The organism is Pseudomonas sp. BF-R-01 (genome assembly GCF_019946615.1).
Classification (GTDB): domain Bacteria; phylum Pseudomonadota; class Gammaproteobacteria; order Pseudomonadales; family Pseudomonadaceae; genus Aquipseudomonas; species Aquipseudomonas migulae.
In genome coordinates, this window is the sequence record NZ_JAGYFX010000105.1 from 1 (window position 1) to 19732 (window position 19732).

General features: G+C 59.9%; 14 protein-coding genes. 5 read left to right on the forward strand and 9 right to left on the reverse strand.

Going from position 1 to position 19732, the window contains the following annotated elements; translation table 11 throughout:
* Positions 1–303: 303 nt before the first annotated feature.
* Positions 304–1452 (reverse strand): OpgC family protein, encoded by a 1149-nt coding sequence (locus KGB27_RS26175; protein ID WP_223556821.1) that lies wholly within the window; start codon positions 1450–1452, stop codon positions 304–306.
* Between the two features lie 248 nt (positions 1453–1700).
* On the opposite strand from KGB27_RS26175, the gene KGB27_RS26180 reads away from it, so the two are divergent.
* Positions 1701–2642 carry a glycosyltransferase family 2 protein gene (locus KGB27_RS26180; protein WP_223556823.1) on the forward strand — a complete coding sequence of 314 codons (942 nt, stop codon included), beginning with the start codon at positions 1701–1703 and terminating at the stop codon, positions 2640–2642.
* A 1-nt stretch (position 2643) separates the two neighbouring features.
* Entirely contained in the window at positions 2644–4152 is a 1509-nt protein-coding gene (locus KGB27_RS26185; protein WP_223556826.1) for a glucosyltransferase domain-containing protein, read from the forward strand.
* Positions 4153–4161: 9 nt separating this feature from the next.
* On the opposite strand, the gene KGB27_RS26190 is transcribed toward KGB27_RS26185, so the two are convergent.
* The 3 genes from KGB27_RS26190 to KGB27_RS26200 all read right to left on the reverse strand — a co-directional run bounded on the left by KGB27_RS26190 (position 4162) and on the right by KGB27_RS26200 (position 7076).
* Complete coding sequence (locus KGB27_RS26190; protein ID WP_192228554.1) at positions 4162–4446, reverse strand: putative quinol monooxygenase; 285 nt, start codon at positions 4444–4446, stop codon at positions 4162–4164.
* 57 nt (positions 4447–4503) lie between these two features.
* Entirely contained in the window at positions 4504–6123 is a 1620-nt protein-coding gene (locus tag KGB27_RS26195; RefSeq protein ID WP_008043564.1) for an FMN-binding glutamate synthase family protein, read from the reverse strand.
* Between the two features lie 152 nt (positions 6124–6275).
* Positions 6276–7076, reverse strand: a complete 801-nt coding sequence (locus KGB27_RS26200) for a helix-turn-helix transcriptional regulator (RefSeq protein ID WP_008032237.1) — start codon at positions 7074–7076, stop codon at positions 6276–6278.
* Positions 7077–7202: 126 nt separating this feature from the next.
* Here KGB27_RS26200 and KGB27_RS26205 point away from each other — a divergent pair, with 126 nt between their 5' ends.
* A complete protein-coding gene (locus KGB27_RS26205; protein ID WP_223556828.1) occupies positions 7203–8024 on the forward strand; it encodes a carbon-nitrogen hydrolase family protein in 822 nt (273 codons plus the stop codon).
* Between the two features lie 224 nt (positions 8025–8248).
* On the forward strand, positions 8249–9574 hold the full coding sequence (locus tag KGB27_RS26210) for an APC family permease (RefSeq protein WP_223556830.1): 1326 nt from the start codon (positions 8249–8251) through the stop codon (positions 9572–9574).
* Positions 9575–9687: 113 nt separating this feature from the next.
* Here the strand turns inward: KGB27_RS26210 and KGB27_RS26215 are convergent, their stop codons facing one another.
* The 5 genes from KGB27_RS26215 to KGB27_RS26235 are packed head-to-tail and all read right to left on the reverse strand — an operon-like array spanning position 9688 to position 18059.
* Complete coding sequence (locus KGB27_RS26215; RefSeq protein ID WP_207286682.1) at positions 9688–11094, reverse strand: ATP-binding protein; 1407 nt, start codon at positions 11092–11094, stop codon at positions 9688–9690.
* Positions 11091–12902: a DAHL domain-containing protein gene (locus KGB27_RS26220; RefSeq protein ID WP_008043569.1), complete on the reverse strand. Its 1812-nt coding sequence runs from the start codon at positions 12900–12902 to the stop codon at positions 11091–11093. The genes KGB27_RS26215 and KGB27_RS26220 overlap by 4 nt, the downstream gene beginning before the upstream one ends.
* Positions 12899–13858 (reverse strand): cytochrome-c peroxidase, encoded by a 960-nt coding sequence (locus tag KGB27_RS26225; protein WP_207286683.1) that lies wholly within the window; start codon positions 13856–13858, stop codon positions 12899–12901. Before KGB27_RS26225 ends, KGB27_RS26220 begins: the two co-directional genes overlap by 4 nt.
* A 44-nt stretch (positions 13859–13902) precedes the next feature.
* A complete protein-coding gene (locus KGB27_RS26230) occupies positions 13903–15777 on the reverse strand; it encodes a putative bifunctional diguanylate cyclase/phosphodiesterase (protein ID WP_008043572.1) in 1875 nt (624 codons plus the stop codon).
* Positions 15774–18059 carry a putative bifunctional diguanylate cyclase/phosphodiesterase gene (locus KGB27_RS26235; RefSeq protein ID WP_223556833.1) on the reverse strand — a complete coding sequence of 762 codons (2286 nt, stop codon included), beginning with the start codon at positions 18057–18059 and terminating at the stop codon, positions 15774–15776. The genes KGB27_RS26230 and KGB27_RS26235 overlap by 4 nt, the downstream gene beginning before the upstream one ends.
* Positions 18060–18317: 258 nt before the next feature.
* Between KGB27_RS26235 and KGB27_RS26240 the strand changes: the two genes are divergently transcribed.
* Positions 18318–19697, forward strand: coding sequence for an HD domain-containing phosphohydrolase (locus KGB27_RS26240; RefSeq protein WP_223556835.1), 1380 nt, complete (start codon positions 18318–18320; stop codon positions 19695–19697).
* Positions 19698–19732 lie beyond the last annotated feature (35 nt).

The following is a 19732-nucleotide window of genomic DNA, read 5'->3' on the forward strand; positions in this document are numbered from 1 at the left end:
CGCCCCCTCGAGAGGCCGAGTGGAGGTTCTGCGTAGTGGGCAACCCGGCATGGATGCCGGGTTAGCCGCCCCCGGCCATGGATGGCCGATGGCGGCGGGCCCACGGAGCAGGACCGGAGCGAGGGCATGCCGAGCCACAGCGAGGCACCGAACGAAAGGGGCAAGAGCCCTTGGTTACTTGGGGCTCTTCCAAGTGACTCGCCGTAAGGGCGAAACCAATAGCCGCCGTTACCGCAGCAACGGATATGTACACCCGAAAGAAAATGGTCGCCGGATAGACCGCTATCGCCGACAAACCAGCCCCTACAGAGAGATCCGTTCAGCTACCGAACGCTGCGACCTGTTGACCGGCTGGTTCAACCGTTTATTGAACTCCAGCCAGGCCCCCAGCAACGCCATCAACCCCGGACCCACCAAGGCGGTGAATATCTGCATGGCAAACGCATCGTCGGTCATGGCATTGACCATGTCCGCCAACGGCGCCAACAACACGCCGAGGCAGAAGATTTCCAGCGAATAACGCCCCATGCGACAACTTTGCTGCGCCAGCCAGTTTTGCGTCCAGCCGGTATCGGGCAACAGCTTCGCCGTGACATACGCCAGCGCCAGGAAGTGCAGCAACCGCACCGGCGACAAGTCAGTCTTGCTGATCGGGTACAACAGGTTGCTCAGCCACGCAGGCATCAGCGCATCATGGATTTCCGGCCATCGCCAGGAAACGGTCAGCACGCCGGTGACCACCACATACACCACGGCACTGACAAACAACGGCCGGCGCAGCAACGGGCGCGCGTCAGGTAATCGGGGGCGCTGCCCGTAAGTCGCCGCCGCGCCGCCCAGCACAAACAGCAGTTGCCAGACCACGGGATTGAAGTACCACACGCCATCCTTGATGGCCGCCAGGTTCCAGCCGAACCACGGCGCCAACAGGTACACGGTCAACGACACGGCCACCACCGCCCACGGTTTGCGCACCAGCATCGGCAGCGCCAGCGGCAAGCCGGCCAGCAGCACGATGTACAGCGGGAGGGGGTCCATGAGGTTCGGCTTGAAGCGCAGCAGCAGTTCATCGACCAGGGCTTGCTGCGGGTTGGTGATGAAGTGGTGCATGCCCATTTCCTCCACCAGATCCCTCGTTTCCACATGGCTGTTGGCGAAGAACACGATGCCCATCAGCATCGCCAGCAAGAAAATATGCACCACGTAGAGCACCCAGGCGCGGCGCAGAATCTTCACGCAGGCAATCAGATAACCGTCCCGTCGGAAGATTTTCCCGTAGGCCAGGACCGCCGCGTAACCGGCGAGAAACACGAAAATTTCCGCGGCATCGCTGAAACCGAAGTTACGCGGGGTGATTTGACCGAGGGGGTTGTGAGGCACGTGATCCCAGAAGATGAAGATCAGCGCCAGGCCTCGAAAAAAGTCGATTCGGTGATCGCGTTCAAACGTCATGACAGCGGGCTCGTGAACGGGTGTTGAATAAGGAGTGGTCAGCGCGGCAAAAGGTGCGCGCCGCGCATCGGCGGCGCGCAGGGTGGCGCGATTCGACGACAATTGCAAAAAACACGCTATTACTGAATGTCTCAGATGTGACTGGCTGAAAGAAACCATCCGCTGGTCTGCCAGCTCGATGGCGTGCCCGAATAATGGTGCATGGCAGCTGTCGAATCTTTACCGAGCATGGTTCAGGAGCGTGAAACGTGAAGGTTTCGCTGATCGTTCCGGTCTTCAACGAAGAGCAAGCGATCAGCCTGTTTTATCAGGCGGTGCAGCGCGAGTTGAGGCTGGGCGGCGACGAGATCGAGATCGTATTCATCAACGATGGCAGCTCCGACCGGACGGCCGAGCAGGTCAAGGCCCTGGCGCAGGTCGACGAGGATGTGTTGCTGATCAACTTTTCGCGCAACTTCGGCAAGGAACCGGCGTTGTTCGCCGGCCTGGAATACGCTTCTGGCGATGCGGTGATCCCCATGGACGTCGACTTGCAGGACCCGATCAGCGTCATTCCGCTGTTGATTGACGAGTGGCAAAAGGGCGCGGACGTGGTGCTCGCCAAACGCCGCAACCGAGCCACCGACGGTTACCTCAAGCGCCACAGCGCGGCGCTGTTCTACCACGTGTTGAACCGTATCGCGTACACCCGGATCGAAGAAAACGTCGGTGATTTCCGGTTGATGGATCGCAAGGTGGTCAACGTGATCCGCGCACTGCCCGAGCATCAATTGTTCATGAAAGGTGTGTTGTCGTGGGCCGGGTTCACCACCGCGGTGGTGGAGTACGAACGCGCCGGGCGCGTGGCCGGCAGCAGCAAGTTCAATGGCTGGAAACTGTGGAACCTGGCACTCGAAGGGGTGACGTCGTTCAGCACTGTGCCGCTGCGTTTGTGGACGTACGTCGGCGGCGGCATTTCGATTTTCGCGGTGCTTTACGCGGTGTACATGGTGCTGGACAAGATTTTCTTCGGCAACAGCGTACCCGGTTACCCATCGTTGATGACCGCCATTCTGTTTCTTGGCGGTGTGCAGTTGATTGGTATCGGCATCCTCGGTGAGTACGTCGGCCGGATCTACATCGAGGCCAAGCACCGGCCGCGCTACGTGGTCAAAGACATCGTCGGCGGCAAAGACCGGCTCGGGCTTTAGCATGGGCCGATTCCGCGATGTGCTCGGCAAGGAACTCGGCGGCCGACAGGTCTGGCTGTTTTTTCTGCTCGCGACGTTGCTGTATGTGCTGCCGCTGATCCTCGCGGACTACCCGTACATCGATGACAACTGGCGATCCCTGTCGGCGGGCATGGCCTGGGCGGAGCAGGGGCGCCTGTTTACCCAGCTGTTCTACAACCTGCTCACTTTCGGCAGCGCGGCACCGAACATCTTTCCCTTGCCGCTATTGATCGCCACGCTGGCCATGGCCTCGGCACTGACCCGGCTGACGTTTCATTACTTTGCGCAACCGACGCTCGCCTGTTGCCTGGTGCCGTTGCCCCTCTGGTACAACCCGTTTTTTCTGCAAAACCTGTCTTATCAATATGACGGTCCCGCCATGGCCCTGAGCCTGGTGGCGGTGATCTACGCGATCACCTTTCGTCATCCTTCGCGCAGCCTGCAATGGCTGGTGCCTTCGTTCCTGATTGCGCTGGCGCTGGGGCTGTATCAGATCAGCCTCAATGTGTTTGTGGGATTGTGTTGCCTGGAACTGCTGCGCGGCGTAAATGACCGTTTGGCCTGGCCGCAGTTGTGCAGGCTGATCGGCTGGAAACTGGCGCAGGTCACCATGGGCTGGTTGATGTATTGCGTCAGCGCCGTGGCGTTCATGGCGCAGGATCGCGTGCTGCTGTTGAACTGGACCGCCGCGCCGCTGCTGCAACTGCAGATCAACATTGGCAGAGTGCTGGAAAAAGTCGTGCTGCTGTTTCACGGTGGATTGGTCTGGGTGTTCGCCGCGCTGTTGCTGTGCGCCATCGTCGGCGCTGTGCAATTGGGGCTTAAAGTGTGGAAGCGTCAGGACAGTGGGCCGAAGAGAGCGTTGATCGGCCTGTTGTGTCTGCTGACCTTGCCGGTCGTGACGCTGCTGGTGTCCGGCGTCGCGCTGTTTTTCCGCGACTTCAACGAGGGCGCTCGAACCCTGATGGGCTTCGCGGTTTTATTGATGCTGTTGTTCTACTTGAGCCATCTGGCGCTGGCGCAACTCCATGAACGACTGACGCTGTTGCTGGCGGTGCCACTGCTGGCGATGCTGTCGTTGTCGTTTGCCTACGGTCGGGTGCTGACGGTACAGAAAGCCTTCAGCACCAGCGCGCTGTTCAGCCTTGAGCACGACATTTCGACGCATCGGGAGTTGCGCGAGGCCAAGCGGATTTACATGTCGGTGACGTATTCCGATCACTGGCTGTCGGGGGCCGCAGGTTCGTTCAAGCAGATGCCGGTGTTGCACTATCTGCTGAACATCGACTTTTTCATGCTGGCCGAGAATCTGCCGAAGCTCGGCATCACCAACGTGGTCGCGGAGAAGGAGCGCCGCAATGCGACACGGGTGGGTTATCTGGGGTATCCGCCGTTGCTGGAGCGCCCGTACTACCGGATTTACCTGCTGGGGGACTACGGTTTTATCGTCATGAAAGAACCGGCCCCGATCAAGGCGCTTCGCTGGTGACGACGGGCCTCAGAACGCATCCATCAGCACGATAATGCAATCCCGGGCCTGGAAACGGTTGATCTGCGGCACCAACCGCCGAAAGTGCTCAGACTGGCAATGAGCATCCAGCGCCGCCTGATTCGGCCATTGTTCGACGAAGATAAAGTGGCCGGGGTCTTTTTGATCGATGAACAGGTCGTAAGCGATGCAATCGGGCTCCAGTCGAGTCTTCTCGACCAGTTCGGTGTACCACGGGCGAACCGTTTCAATGTATTCGGGTTTGATGAAATCCTGAGCGATTACTTTCAGCAAAATGTTCTTCCTTGGTGTAAAGCCAGCCTCCCTACGAGACTGGCGTTCAAACAGTGTTTACGCCGCAGCCAACTCATTGGGCTCAAAACTGTCCGCCCGCGCCATCTGCCACATGCGTGAGTAGAACTCGCCGTTCACTTCCCCTGTTAGCAATTCCCCCGGTTTCAAAAACACATGCAGCTGCGAGAACAGCTTGATCTCGGTCGCCGACATGCGCCGCACCAGGTGCTTGGCCGACAACTGCGACGGATGATCGAGGCCGGCGGCGGCGAGCATTTCCGCGAGAGCCTTGAGGGTGTTGCGGTGGAAGTTGAACACCCGCTGGGCCTTGTCCGGGACGACGAGGGCGCGCTGGCGCAAGGTGTCCTGCGTGGCGACGCCGGTCGGGCATTTGTTGGTGTGGCACGACTGCGACTGGATGCAGCCGATGGCGAACATGAAGCCGCGCGCCGAGTTGGCCCAGTCGGCGCCGATGGCCAGCACGCTGGCGATGTCGAAGGCGCTGACAATCTTGCCGCTGGCGCCGAGTTTGATTTTGTCCCGCAGGTTCAGGCCCACCAGCGTGTTGTGCACGAACAGCAGACCTTCGCGCATCGGTACGCCGATGTGGTCGGTGAACTCCACAGGCGCTGCCCCCGTGCCGCCTTCCTTGCCATCGACGACGATGAAGTCCGGGAGGATGCCGGTTTCCAGCATGGCCTTGGCGATGCCCATGAATTCCCACGGATGGCCGAGGCAGAACTTGAAGCCCACCGGTTTGCCGCCGGACAGTTCACGCAATTGCTGGATGAAGTGCATCAGTTCGATTGGCGTGGAAAACGCACTGTGCCGCGATGGCGAGATGCAGTCTTCGCCCATCAGGATGCCACGGGTTTCAGCGATTTCCTTGGTGACCTTGTGCTTGGGCAGAATCCCGCCGTGGCCGGGTTTGGCGCCTTGGCTCATTTTGATTTCGATCATCCGCACCTGCGGGGTTTGCGCTTGGGCGGCGAAGCGTTCCGGGTCGAAGCGACCGTCTGCGGTGCGGCAACCGAAGTAGCCGCTGCCGAGCTCCCAGGTCAGGTCGCCACCGTTTTCCCGGTGATAGGCACTGATGCTGCCTTCACCCGTGTCGTGGGCGAAGTTGCCGAGCTTGGCGCCCTGGTTCAAGGCACGAATGGCGTTGGCGCTGAGGGAGCCGAAGCTCATGGCCGAGATGTTGAACACCGATGCCGAGTACGGCTGTGTGCACTGCGGGCCGCCGACCAGGGTTCGGAAACTGTTCGGGTCACTCAACGGCGCCGGGCGCATCGAGTGGCCGATGAATTCGAAACCGGATTGGTACACGTCGATCAACGTGCCGAAGGGTTTGTCGGCGCTTTCGTTCTTGGCGCGGGAATAGACCAGCGAACGCTGGGCCCGGGAGAAGGGCAGGGCGTCGCTGTCGGATTCGAGCAGGTACTGGCGGATTTCCGGACGGATGCCTTCCACCAGATAGCGGATGTTGCCGAGGATCGGGTAGTTGCGGCGTACGGCGTGAGGGCTTTGCAGCAGGTCAAACAGGCCCACGAGGCTCAGGACGCCGGTGACAGCGGTGATCGGCCAGAGCCAGTCGTGTTCCAGGAACGGCAGACTGGCGAGGGTGAAAATCACACAGACGGCAAAGAAGGCGTAGCGGCTCAGGAGTGACAGGCTCATACGGTTTCCTTGGGTTCGGACTCGGTTGTGTTCGGCACACCTATCCCTGTAGGAGCGAAGCTTGCTCGCGAAAGCAACATTTCAGCCAACATCAATGTTGAATGTGATGGCCTCTTCGCGAGCAAGCTTCGCTCCTACGGGACCGTGCTGTGTCAGGCATTCTGCGCCTGGAGGAAAATCGAAAACAGCTCGGACTGGGACTTGATCCCCAGCTTGCTGTACATGTGTTTCTTATGGACTTTCACGGTTTCGACAGAGATTTCCAGCTTACGGGCTATTTCTTTACTGGAGCAACCGCTGAGCATCAAACGCCCGACATCCAGCTCCCGGGCGGTCAGTTGCGCGCCTTTGAGTTGTTGCACCGAGGCTTCCAGCTGCACCCGCCAGTCACCTTGGACCGGTGCCGGTGCGAGAGCCACGACTTCGTTGATTTCGTAGGGCAGGCGCTGACGCAACAAACCCAGCACCCACGGCTGGATCAACGACAGCAAAGCGATCTGCTGGCCGCTGAAACGCTGTTTGCTGCCCAGTGACAGGCACAACGTGCGGTCGCCTTCGAGCTGACAATTGAACTGGATTTCATCGGCCACCACATTCAGACGAAAGTAGCGCTGGTAATACTCGGTCAGCTCAAAGTGCTCCGGCGCCACTTCCGACAGGCGATACAGCCCGGTGCGCGATTGCTCGCGGCAGGCGATGTAGAACGGGTCGAGCAGGTACAAACCGCGCAGGTAATCCTGGAACAACTGATCCGGGCTGCCGTCTTCACCGGGACATTCGGCGAACACTTGCGGGTGCTGATCGGCGCTGAAAAGCAGCGCCACCCAACTGTCGAAGGTGACGTATTGATCCAATAACCGGACAAGCTGCGTCCAGAAATTCGGCTTGTCGAGGGCGTCGATCAGTTGCCCGACCGAACGGTGCCAGGCGATGTCGTCTAACGAAAGTGTCATGCATCTACCCCTATCGGGTTACCCCAGCCGCGTGATTCCCTGGCCGGTTGCTTGCTGCGCATACTGGCGCACAGACAACGACCGGGCAATCTTTCTGCCGCCCGGCCACTAGAACAAGGAATACCCATGAAGGTCGAACTCGCCCAACTGGCGGGCCGTGACAACGACACGGCTTACAACCTCGAACGCGCGCTGGCGGCGATTGGTGCCTGCGCCGCCGACACGCAGTTGATCATGTTTCCCGAAAGCCACTTGATGGGCTTCCCGTCGGCAGAGACCGTGGCAGCCGTTGCCGAACCGCTGAACGGTCCGACCGTCAGTGCAATCGTCGCCGCGGCCCGCGAGCGCAACATCGCTGTGGTGATCGGTACGGCGGAAAACGACAACGGTCGTTTTTTCAACACCACGCTGCTGATCACCCCGCAAGGCATCGCGCTGAAATACCGCAAGACGCACCTGTGGGCGTCGGATCGCGGCGTGTACGAGCCGGGCGACCGCTACGCCACGTGCCTGTGGAACGGCGTGCGGGTCGGCCTGCTGATCTGCTACGACATCGAATTCCCGGAAACCGCCCGCGCCCTGGCGCAACTGGGCGCCGAATTGCTGATCGTCACCAACGGCAACATGGACCCGTACGGCCCGACGCACCGCACCGCGATCATGGCCCGCGCCCAGGAAAACCAGGCGTTTGCGCTGATGGTCAACCGGGTGGAAGAGGGCGATGGCGGGTTGTTGTTTGCCGGCGGCAGTGCGCTGGTTAATCCGCTGGGCACGCTGTTGTTCGAGGCCGGGCGCGAGGAAGGGCAGTTTGCGGTGGAGCTGGATCTGAATCAGCTGACCTCCGCGCGGCAGGATTATCGGTACCTGGATGATCAGCGACTGAAGTTGCCGGGGGAGATGGTTGAGCATGCTTGTGGATTGCGGGAGCTGCTTATACCTGTGCGCTGAGCGGCTGACGCTTTCGCTGGCAAGCCAGCTCCTACAGGGATCTCCAGTGAACACAGAGTCTGTGACCGCCCGCGATCAACTGTAGGAGCTGGCTTGCCGGCGATGGGGCCCTGACAGGCAACACATCTTTGTCGGTCTGAAACCAAGAACAACAAACGCAACACCCGTAATTTGCGCCGAACTCGGCTCTGCCATAAATCCAATAAAATTCGGAGTAGTCGCTCATGGCTCGTTTGCAACGCACCCTGTCATTGGGGTCGGTGGTGCTGTTTGGCATCGCCTACATGACGCCGATCATCGTGCTCGGCACTTTCGGCATCCTCGCTCAATCCACCGCTGGCATGGTGCCGGCCGCTTACCTCGCGGCGCTGGTGGCGATGTTCTTTACCGCCATGAGTTACGGCCGGATGGCCTCGGCATTCCCTGTCGCTGGCTCGGCCTATAGCTACGTGCGCAAGGCGATCAGCCCGAAACTCGGTTTCATCGCCGGTTGGGCGGTGCTGCTCGATTACCTGTTCCTGCCGATGGCGATCTGGCTGATCGGCGCGGCTTACCTCAACTCCGCATTCCCGGCCGTGCCGCAATGGATCTGGGTGCTGGCGTTCATCGGCATCACCAGCGCAATCAATATCGTTGGCCTGAAACTGGCCAACGGCATCAACGCCTTGCTGATGCTGGTGCAGTTTCTGGTGCTGATCACCTTCGTGGTGCTGTGCATCCACTACGTTGGCGGCGATGCGAGCACGCCGTTGTGGTCGGTGAAGCCGTTCTTCAACGGCGACATGCAGATGCCACTGATCATGAGCGGTGCCGCCATCGCCTGTTACTCGTTCCTCGGTTTCGACGCGGTCAGTACCCTGACCGAAGAAACCCGCGATCCGCGCCGCACCATCCCGCGGGCGATCATGTTGATTACCCTGATCGGCGGGCTGATCTTTGTCGGCGTGTCGTACTTCGTGCAGATCGCGCACCCGTCGTTCCAGTTCGACAGCGTCGATTCGGCGGCCTATGAAATTGCCCGCAACATCGGTGGCGACCTGTTCGTGTCGATCTTCCTGATTGGCTTGATCGTCGGTCAATTCGCCTCGGGGCTGTCGGCTCAGGCCAGCGGTTCGCGCCTGCTCTACGCCATGGGCCGCGACGGCGTGCTGCCGAAATCCTTCTTCGGTACGTTGCATGAGCGTTTCGGGACGCCGATCAACAGCATCCTGCTGTGCGCAGTGGTTGCGTTGCTGGCGCTGAAACTGGACGTCACCACCTCGACCTCGTTCATCAACTTCGGCGCGTTCCTGGCGTTCAGCCTGGTGAACCTGTCGGTGATTTTTCACTACTGGATTGGCGGCGAGAAAAAGGGGCTGCGTGAGTTGGTGCTGTTCCTGATCTTCCCGTTCATTGGCCTGGCGGCGGATTTGTGGCTGATGGTCAGCCTCGATCACCTGGCGATTTACCTGGGCCTGAGCTGGCTGGCGATTGGCGTGGTGTACCTGGCGGTGCTGACCGGCGGATTCCGTCGCCAGCCACCGGAGATGGATTTTCAGGAAGCCACCTGAGGTACGCCGAACTCCTGTAGGAGCCCGGCTTGCCGGCGATGGCGGTCTCAACATTTACGTAGGTCTTGAGATTGCCATCGCTGGCAAGCCAGCTCCTACAGGGGGGGCTGTGTTCAGGCAGTGGGTTTTGATTGGTGGATCGGCAATTCGACGCGGAAAGTGCTGCCAGCGCCGACTTCACTCACCACCGAAATGTCCCCCCGGTGTTTCTTCACGATGCCATAGGACAGGGACAACCCCAGCCCGGTCCCCTGGCCCACCGGTTTGGTGGTGAAGAACGGGTCGAAGATTTTTTGCAGGCTGGCCGGCGGGATGCCGGTGCCGGTGTCGGCGACTTCGATCCACACCTTTTCACCGTCGATGCCCGTGCGCAGGGTGAGGGTGCCACGTTCCGGGCCGATGGCCTGCGAGGCGTTGACGATGAGGTTCATGATCACCTGGTTGATCTGCGAGGGCAGGCATTCGATGTCGGGGAGGTGCTGATAGTCCTTCACCACATCGGCCTTGTACTTCAGTTCATTGGCCACGATGTTCAGCGTCGATTCGATGCCTTGCTGCAGATTCGCCCATTGCCATTCCTGGTTGGAGTCCACCCGCGAGAATTCCTTCAGGTCTTTGACGATCTGCCCGACGCGGCTGATGCCGTCCTTGGATTCCTTGATCAGCAACGGGATGTCGTCGCGCAGGAATTCCAGTTCGATCCGCTCACGCAGCTGTTGCAAGCGCTCGACCAGCTCGCCGGAACCGATCGCCTCTTCCGCATCCCGATAAGCGTCGAGCATTTCCTGCAGCTGTTTGAAATAGCCATCGAGGGTGCCGAGGTTGGAGGAAATGAAGCCGATGGGGTTGTTGATTTCATGGGCGACGCCGGCCGCCAGTTGCCCCAGTGACGCGAGTTTTTCCGACTGCACCAATTGCGATTCAAGCTGTTTGCGTTCGTCGATTTCCCGTTGCAATGCCTCACTGGCCTGTTTGAACTGTGTCGTTCTCTGGTCCACCAGATGCTCCAGGTGGCTCATCTGCACAAAGGCCCGTTCGGTCATGTCCCATTTGGTCAGCAGGGTGTTGGCCATCTGCTGGACTTCAATGTTGTCGAACGGTTTTTTCAGAATCAGCAGACGGTCGTGCGCCTGCAAACGGTCCAGCAGTTCATCCCAGGAATAGTCGGAGTAGGCGGTACACACCACCACTTGCAGGCGCGGGTCTTCCTGCCACAGATGCTCGATGGTTTGTGCGCCGTCCCAGCCTTCGGGCATGCGCATGTCGACGAAGGCCAGCGCGTAGGGCTGGTTTTGCTGCAAGGCTTCTTGGAGTTTGCCCAGACCCTCTTGGCCGCCATACGCCGAATCCAGCTCGAACAGCGCGCGGGCGGATTTCACTTCACTGCCGAACAGCGCGGCCTCCATCTCGTCCAGCTCGACGGTCTGTACGGGCGTCGGCGTGAGGATCTTGCGGAAATCCACATGAATGGACGGCGTGTCATCGATCAGCAAAATGCGGCGGTTCGACAATTCGCTCATGCCTCCTCCATGACGGTTTTCAGCGGGATCTGCAGGGTGAACAGTGCGCCCTTGCCCGGCCCGTCACTGTGGGCGGTGAGGTGGCCATTCATCTCGATGGCTGCCAGTGCGCAACTGTGCAGACCAAAGCCGTGACCTTCCTTGCGGGTGGTAAAGCCGTGGGCAAAGATGCGCGTCATGTTTTCCGGGGCGATGCCTTCGCCGTCATCCTTGACGCTGACTTGCAGCGTGGCGTCGTCGACCACTTTGACCCCGAGGGTCATCTGTCGCGGGCGGTTGCTGAGGTCGGACATCGCGTACTTTGCGTTGCTGATCAGGTTGATCAGGATCAGCAGCAACCGGTGCTTGTCGCCCATGACCTGCGGCACCTCGCCGTACTCCTTGACCACCGTGACGTGATGCCGGGTCAGCGCGCCGGAGTTCATGCGCAGGGCATCCTCCAGCAATTCGCTGATGTGCAGCGGCTCCACCAGGCTGTTGGCGCCCGCGTAGGATTGCTGGGTGGCGACGATGTCCTTGATGTGGTCGACACTTTTGCTCAGTTGGGCCAGTTCGTCGCTCATGCCTTGCTGTTCGAGGGCGATGGCTTCGACCAGTTGGTTGAGGTAGCCGGGCAGCAACTTGCCTTTCTCGTCCTGGGTCAGGAAGGTGCCGAGGTCGCCGGGGTGTTCGTTGATCAATTGCATGGCTTTGCCCAGCCCCTGGGCCTTGCTGGCGCGCAGTTTGCGCGAGACCAGGTCGGCCGAGATGTTGACGCTGTTGAGCACGTTGCCGACGTTGTGCAGCACGTTGGTGGCGATCTCGGCCATGCCGGCCTGCCGCGCGGTGTCGAGCAGCTCGCTCTGGGTATCCTTGAGTTCACGGGTGCGTTCTTCTACCCGCAATTCCAGTTCGTCATTGGCGTTTTTCAGGGCTCTGTTGACGCGATTGATAATGCTGAAACTGCGCATCAAGTGAATAGCCAGGTACACCAGCAACAGGACCAGCAACACCGAGAACACCAGCATGTAAAAGTGATAACGCTGCTCGACCACATCGGCCTGTTGCTGGTCCTTGTTCAACAGGCTGGTGATGTCGTCCAGACGCTCGGCGACGGGAATCGCTTCGATATTTCCCAGCAAGCGGTTGACCACCGGTTGTTCGCGCAGAATCAGTGAAATGTGGGTGCTCAGAATATCGATCGGGCTGTGAAACTGCTCGGGCAGGCGCAGCTTGTTCACCCCTAGCTTGTTCAGCCCGACCAGAATGTCAGCGGCCTTGTCGTCGGAAGTGACCTGGGCGAACTCCAGGCTGCTGAGCAGCAAATCGTAAGTGTCGGTGGCGATGTTCTGCAGTTGCAGTTTGTCGCCATCCACCAACCGGGCCAGGGGCTCCTGAATGTCGTCCTCGGCGGTGGGCAGGAACGCCAGTGAGTTGCGCAGCAGCGCGTTGTGGGACTTGAACTGTTCCACCAGCCGGGTCTTTTCCTCGATGGCGGCCAGGTACGCATCATGGCTGGCGCGCCAGATCGGCGAGTCGTTGCGGCCGTGGTTCGACTCCATGGTGTCGAACCGCTCCCACAGCTTTGTCATCTCGGTCAGCGGCGCGACCAACGGATCGTAGTTGTGGTTGGTGGCGATCCTGGCCTTGAGAATCTCGGTTTCCCATTGCGCGTTGAGCTGTTTGATCCGGCCGATCAGGTCCCGGGATTCGGCGTAGGTCGACGTCTCGTTCGAATTCGACTTGAGGTACAGGAACAGCAGCGTCGAGGCCAGTAACAAAGCGACGACGCCCAGCAGTGCGAGGCTGCGACGGCGGGACATTTTCATAAGGGTTTGCCTCCCCACTCACCGGTCAGGGTCTTGAGGAATTTGATGATCAGGGTTTTGTCCTCGGCGGAAGGAATGCGACCGAGCTGGAACTTGAACATCACGTCCACCGCTTCTTCCAGCGTGTTGGCCGAGCCGTCGTGAAAATACGGTGCGGTCACCGCGACATTGCGCAGGCTCGGTACCTTGAACACGTTGCGGTCCTCTTCATCCTTGGTCACCAGATAGCGACCCAGGTCGGAGTCGGTCGGGTTGCCGCGAACCTTGAAGTAATCGCCCATGACGCCGAACTTCTGGAACATGTTGCCGCCGATGTTCACGCCTTGATGGCAGGCGATGCAGCCATAATCCTTGAAGCGTTGGTAGCCGTACTTTTCCTCGGTCGTGAGGATGTCGGTGTTACCCAGCAGATACTGATCAAACCGCGAGTTGCTGCTGAGCAGCGTTCGTTCGTAAGTGGCCAGGGCGTTTTGCACATTGTTCATGGTCACGCCGTCCGGGTAGGCGTTGGTAAATGCGCTGCGGTAACCCGTGTCTGCGGACAGCACTTCCACTACGTGCTCCCAGTTGCTGCCCATTTCGCTGGGGCTTTTCACCACTTCATGGACCTGGGATTCCAGGGTGTCGGCGCGCCCGTTCCAGAACTGCCGGAAATTCAGGGTGGCGTTGAACACGCTGGGGGTGTTGATCGTCACTGGCTGACCGGCGAAGCCGATGGAAAACGCCTGGGTATCGGCCCCACCGTTTTCCAGTCGATGGCAACTGGCACAGGACAGCGTGTTGTTGACCGACAACCGCGTTTCATTGAACAACTGGCGACCGAGTTCGACGCGCAGAGGATTCTGTGCAGGCGCCGTTGGCAGTGGCTTGAGGGGTTCGTCCAGCGGCGCGGCGACGGTGCTCAGACAGAACCCGAGCAGCGGCACCAGGAGCAGGTAGTGAATGGACGGCGACATCTGATAATTCCTTGGCTGATAGCCCGTGTGTCGTTGCGCATCGTTCACGTGGCGGTAAATGGAGCAGGTTTCACCGACTCAAGGTATCGGGCGAAGGCGTCCGGTTCGACGGCTTTGCTGAAGTAGTAACCCTGGCCTTCTTCACATCGATGGGCCTTGAGGAAATCCAGCTGTTCGAGGGTTTCCACCCCTTCGGCGATGATGGTCAGCTTGAGGCTGCGGCCCAGGCTGATGATGGCGCTGACCAGTGCGGCGTCGTTGCTGTCGGTGCTCAAACCGCGAATGAACGACTGGTCGATTTTCAACACGTCAATGGGAAAACGCCGCAAATAGCTGAGGCTGGAGTAGCCGGTGCCGAAGTCATCGATGGCCAGCCGGATACCCATGACTTTGAGTCGGGTCAGGGCGGTGACGGTGGTGTCGATGTTTTGCATCAACACGCCTTCGGTGATTTCCAGTTCCAGCAACGCCGGTTCCAGGCCGGTTTGTTCGAGGGTCAGTCCGATGCCGTCGACAAAGTCGCGCTGGCGGAAATCGATGGCCGACATATTCACCGACATGCATATTTTTGGCAGCCCTTCGGCTTGCCAGGCGCAGGCCTGCCGGCAGGCCTCGGCCAGCACCCATTTGCTCAGCGGCACGATCAGACCGCTGTCTTCGGCCACACCGATGAACTCCGAGGGGTAGATCAACCCGTGCCCCGGTTTCTGCCAGCGGATCAACGCCTCGGCACCAACCACCTGACCACTGCTCAGGTCCAGTTTGGGTTGGTAGTGCAGGACAAACTCGTTGCGCTCCAGCGCCAGGCGAATACCGGTTTCGATACTTTGCTGATCCCTGGCGCGCTGGTTCATTTCATCGATGAAAAAGCTGAAATCATTCGGGCCGATTTCCTTGATGTTGCGCATCGCGGTCTCGGCTTTTTTGATCAGCTCGATCGCTTCGAGGCCATCATCGGGATAAATGCTGATGCCCAGGCTCGCGGTCACGCTCAAGTCGTGGCCAGCGATATGCAGGGGGATGCGAATGGCGTTCAAGAGTTTTTCGGCGATGCCCCTGGTCTGTTGAGGGTGGCGAATGTCGGCGAGGATGACCACGAATTCGTCGGAGCCATAGCGAAACACCGAATCCGACTCGCGCACGGTGGCCACCAGATTGCGACTGACCTGTTTCAACATCTCGTCTCCGGCCGGATGGCCGAGCGCATTGTTGATGCGCTTGAAGCGGTCGAGCCCCAGAAACATCACTGCCAGTTGTTTGTCATTGCGTCGTGAAAGGGCCAGCGACTGGTTCAACCGGTCACCCAGCAACGTGCTGTTGGGCAACTCGGTCAACACGTCGTACTGCAGCAAGTGCGACACCTTGAGCAGCTCGTGAACCCGCGCCTCGATGGTTTGCTCCAGGCTCAGCACTTTCATCGCCGCGTCCTGCGCCATCTGCCATTTCCAGGTCAGGGCACTGGCCATCTGGCGGATTTCCAGGCTGTCGAAGGGCTTTTTCAGCACCAGCATCTGGTCGCCGAACTCCAGTCGTTCGGTCATGGCTTCCCAGGTGTAATCCGAAAAAGCGGTGCACAGCGCGATTTCCAGGTGCGGGTCGGCTTGCCACATTTGCTTGATGGTTTCCAGGCCGTCCCAGCCCGGCGGCATGCGCATGTCGGTGAACACCAGCGCATAGGGGCGACCTTCAGCCAATGCGTGTTTGACCAGTTCGAGGGCTTCCTGCCCCTGGTACGCCGAGTCGAGCTGAAACGTCAGGCGATCCGTGTGCGGCGTGCCGAACAGTGCGGCTTCTGTGCCAGCGAGGGTCTGTTCATCGTCGGTTTCGGGGCCGAGGATCTTGCGGAAGTCATCATGAATCGAAGGCGTGTCGTCGACGATCAGGATGCGCCGGTTGGTCCGCACGCAAGGCACTTTCATCCTTTGTCCTCCGTGGACCGCTGCGGGTTGTCCCGGATCGGCACGATGCTTCCGGCTTTCAGCAGCTCGGCGGCCTGCTGGCTGCTGACCGCTTTGCTGAAGAAGTAACCCTGGGCGTTCATCGGCGACCCGGTGGCCATCAATGAACTGCGCTGTTCCTGGGTTTCGACACCTTCGGCGATGATTCCGATCCCTACCTCCCGGGCGAAATTGATAATGGCGCGCAAGGTGTTGGCACTGGCCGGGTCGCGGGCGGCGGTATCGATGAAAGGTTGAGCGAGCTTCAGGTGATTGACCTGATAGGTCTTGAGGTAATCGAACGACGAATATTCGGTGCCGAAGTCGTCGATGGCAATCTTCACCCCCAGCTCCCGCAGGCGCGGCAGCACATCGTTGTGGGTCCATTTGGTCTGGGCCAGCGTCGCCTCGGTGACGTCGAAGCGCAGGTCCCAGGCGCAGAGCTCCCAGCGCGCGGTGGTGCGCAGCACGTCATAAATCAGTTCCGGGCCGCTCTTGAGCTGGGCCAGGGACAGCTTGATCGCAATCACCGGAGGCGCGACACCTTCATCCCGCCACTGGCGCATTTGCCGGCAGGCGCGATCGAGTACCCAGTGACCGAGGGCGATGATGGTGCCGGTCTTTTCGGCGGCAGGCAGGAACGCGGAGGCTTCCAGCAAGCCGCGCCCGGGGTGATTCCAGGTGACCTGCGCTTCCATCCCGAGGATCTTGCCGCTGCTCAGGTCCACTTCCGGCCAGTAACGCAGTTCGAGTTCATCGTGCTCGATGGCCTCTCTCAATTCGCTGGCGATGGTCATGCGCTCGACCATCTCCTGATTGATCTCTTCGGAGTGGAAGTGGTACTGGTTTCGGCCCTTTTCCTTGGAGCGATAGAGCGCCATGTCGGCCTGGGTCAGCAGGCCGTCGGCGCTGGTGCAGGCCGGGCTGTAGCTGCTGATGCCGATGCTGACCGACACCCGGACATCGTTGCCGGCCAGGGAGTAGGGGAGCACCAGCGCGTCGCGGACCTTGGTGGCCAGGGACGCGGAGTGGGTCGGGTCGCTGACGTCCAGTTGCAGGATCGCGAACTCGTCGCCGCCAAGGCGGGCGACGATATCGTTCTCACGTACACACGCCTTGATCCGCCGGGCGACTTCTTGCAGCAACAGATCGCCCACCGGGTGCCCGAGGGTATCGTTGATGCGTTTGAAGTGATCCAGGTCCAGATAAAAGATGGCAAACGGGGTCGCGCCACGACGCGCAGCGGCGAAGGCCTGGTGCAGCCGTTCGATCAGCGTCGCGCGGTTGACCAGCCCGGTCAGCCCGTCGGTGCGCGCCAGCAGGAAGATTTTCTCCTCGGCCAGCTTGCGCTCGGTGATGTCGATGATGATGCCTTCGACTTCCAGCAGCCGGCCTTCATCGTCGCGTACCGGGATGTAGCGGTTTTCCACCCAGCGCCAGGCCCCTTCGCCAGTGCGCATCCGAAACTCGATGGACGCTCCGGCGGCATGGCGGTCCAGCACCCGCGCCATCGCCGTGTCGACCTTCGCTTGATCGTCAGGATGAATCAGCTCCCGGGCCCAGTTGGCCGAGGCCACCAGTTTCGCCGCGACATGCCCGTATTTGGTGATGTTGTGCGAGATGTACATCAGTGGAAACGACGGTTCGCCCCGCAGCCGATAGAGAATGGTCGGGCTGTTCTGCACGATGATGTTGGCATCGGACAGTTCCCGGGTACGCTCCTCGACCGCTTGTTCGAGCAGCGACATCTTCAGCGCCGCGTCTTCGGTCATTTGCCACTTGGCGGTCAGCGCGCTGGCCATCTGGCGGATTTCGATGGCATCGAACGGTTTCTTGAGAATCAGCAGGCGGTCGCCGAGTTCCAGGCGCTCGTCGATGTCTTCCCAGGAATAGTCGGAGTAGGCCGTGCAAAGCGCCACTTGCAGCTTCGGATCGACCTGCCACAGCCGTTCGATGGTTTCCAGGCCGTCCCAGCCCGGCGGCATGCGCATGTCGATGAAGGCCATCGCATAAGGCAGGTCGTTGGCCAGGGCCGTCTCGACCTTGTCCAGTGCTTCAAGGCCCTGAAACGCCGAATCTAGGATGAAGCTCTGCAACGTGATGGCCGCCGTGGTGCCGAACAGGGCATTTTCAGCGCTGGTCAGGCTGTCGTCGTCAAACGAAGGCGGGCTGAGGATCTTGATGAAGTCCTCGTGGATTGAAGCGGTGTCGTCGACGATAAGAATCCGACGATTGGTCCGCGACAACAGCGTATTCATCGCCATATGCCGGGACCGACAGCGTTTTGATACACCGTGTTCATAAGGGGCATCCTTTCCCTGACCACTTGGCCGAGCGTACAGATAATGGATCCGAGTGACGTGAGCATAGTCGCCCGGATCAGACTTCGCGCAACCGACTGAAACGAATCATTGCGGTGGTGGGTCGAAAATCATCTAGCCTGTAGGTCAGGATCCGGCAATAGGGGATGTTTGCCCGGTTCCCGACATATCGCTGTAACCGTTTTCGCCCGAGGTAATGCCATGGAAGAGCAACTCCCCACGAGGTCCACCTATAAACCCAAAGTGCTGCTGGTCGACGATGAGGAGTCCATCCTCAACAGCCTGCGTCGACTGTTGCGCGGCCAGCCCTACGACGTGTTACTGGCCACCAGCGGTGCCCAGGCCCTGGAAATCATGGCGCAGCAGCCCATCGACCTGGTGATGAGTGACGCGCGCATGCCCAACATGGACGGCGCCACGCTGCTGGCCCTCATCCACCAGCATTACCCCGATACAGTGCGCATCATGCTGACCGGTTATGCCGACCCGTCAGCCATTATCAAAGCCATCAATGACGGGCAGATTCACCGTTACATCAGCAAACCCTGGCACGATGAGGAAATGCTGCTGGTCCTGCGACAATCACTCGCGTATCAGCATTCCGAGCGTGAACGGTTGCGTCTGGTCCAGGAAACGTGGGATCAGAATCAGGAATTGAAGCTGCTCAACATCACCCTGGACAAACGCGTCGCCTCCCGCACCGCTGAGTTGCAGCAGACCGCCGACATGCTCGACCTGGCCTACGAAGAGCTCAAGCACAGCTACGTTACCGGTACCGAAATGTTCTCGCTGCTGGCCAACCTGCGCATGCCGCCGGCCAAGCAGACCAACCGCCAGATCATCGAGCTGGTGCGGGTGTACTGCAAACTTCATGGCCTGGACGAAGGCACCAGCCGCGACCTGACCATGGCGGCGGCGCTCTACAACATCGGCAAGCTGAGCTGGACCGACAGCATGATGACCGCCCCCGCGGACCTGTTGCATCACAATGATCGCGAGCGTTATCGCAATTACCCGAAGCAGAGCGAATCCCTGTTGATGACGCTCGATCCGATGAAGGACGCTGCCCGTCTGATTCTTCACCATCAGGAGCGTTGGGACGGCAGCGGTTTTCCCGACCGGCTCAGGGGCGAAGCGATACCGGTCGGTTCCCGGCTGTTGAAACTGGCAGTGGATTTCATCGAGTTGCAACGCGGGTTGATCCTGGAGCGGCAGATGAACAGCGATGAGGCGCTGGTGTATATCCGCAGCTACGCCGGAAAACTCTACGACCCCGAGATGGTGGAGGATTTCATCAAGGTGTGTGCCGCGTACCTGAGCGATGTGTCCCTGGCCGATCCGATGGTCAAGGTCATGACCACCCGGGAATTGGCGGCAGGGATGGTCCTGGCGCGCAACCTCAACGCCGACAACGGCATGCTGTTGCTCAACGCCGGCAAGGTGCTGAACGGACCGCTGGTGGAAAAGCTGATCGCCTTCGAGGCCATGGAGGGCGCGAAATACAGCATTTTCGTGAAGGTGCCGGAAGAAGTGAGCAGCGCGATTCTCGAGATGGAACAGGTTCCCCAGGCTCAGCACTGATCCCCCTGTGGGAGCGGTCTTGCCCAGAAGTGCCT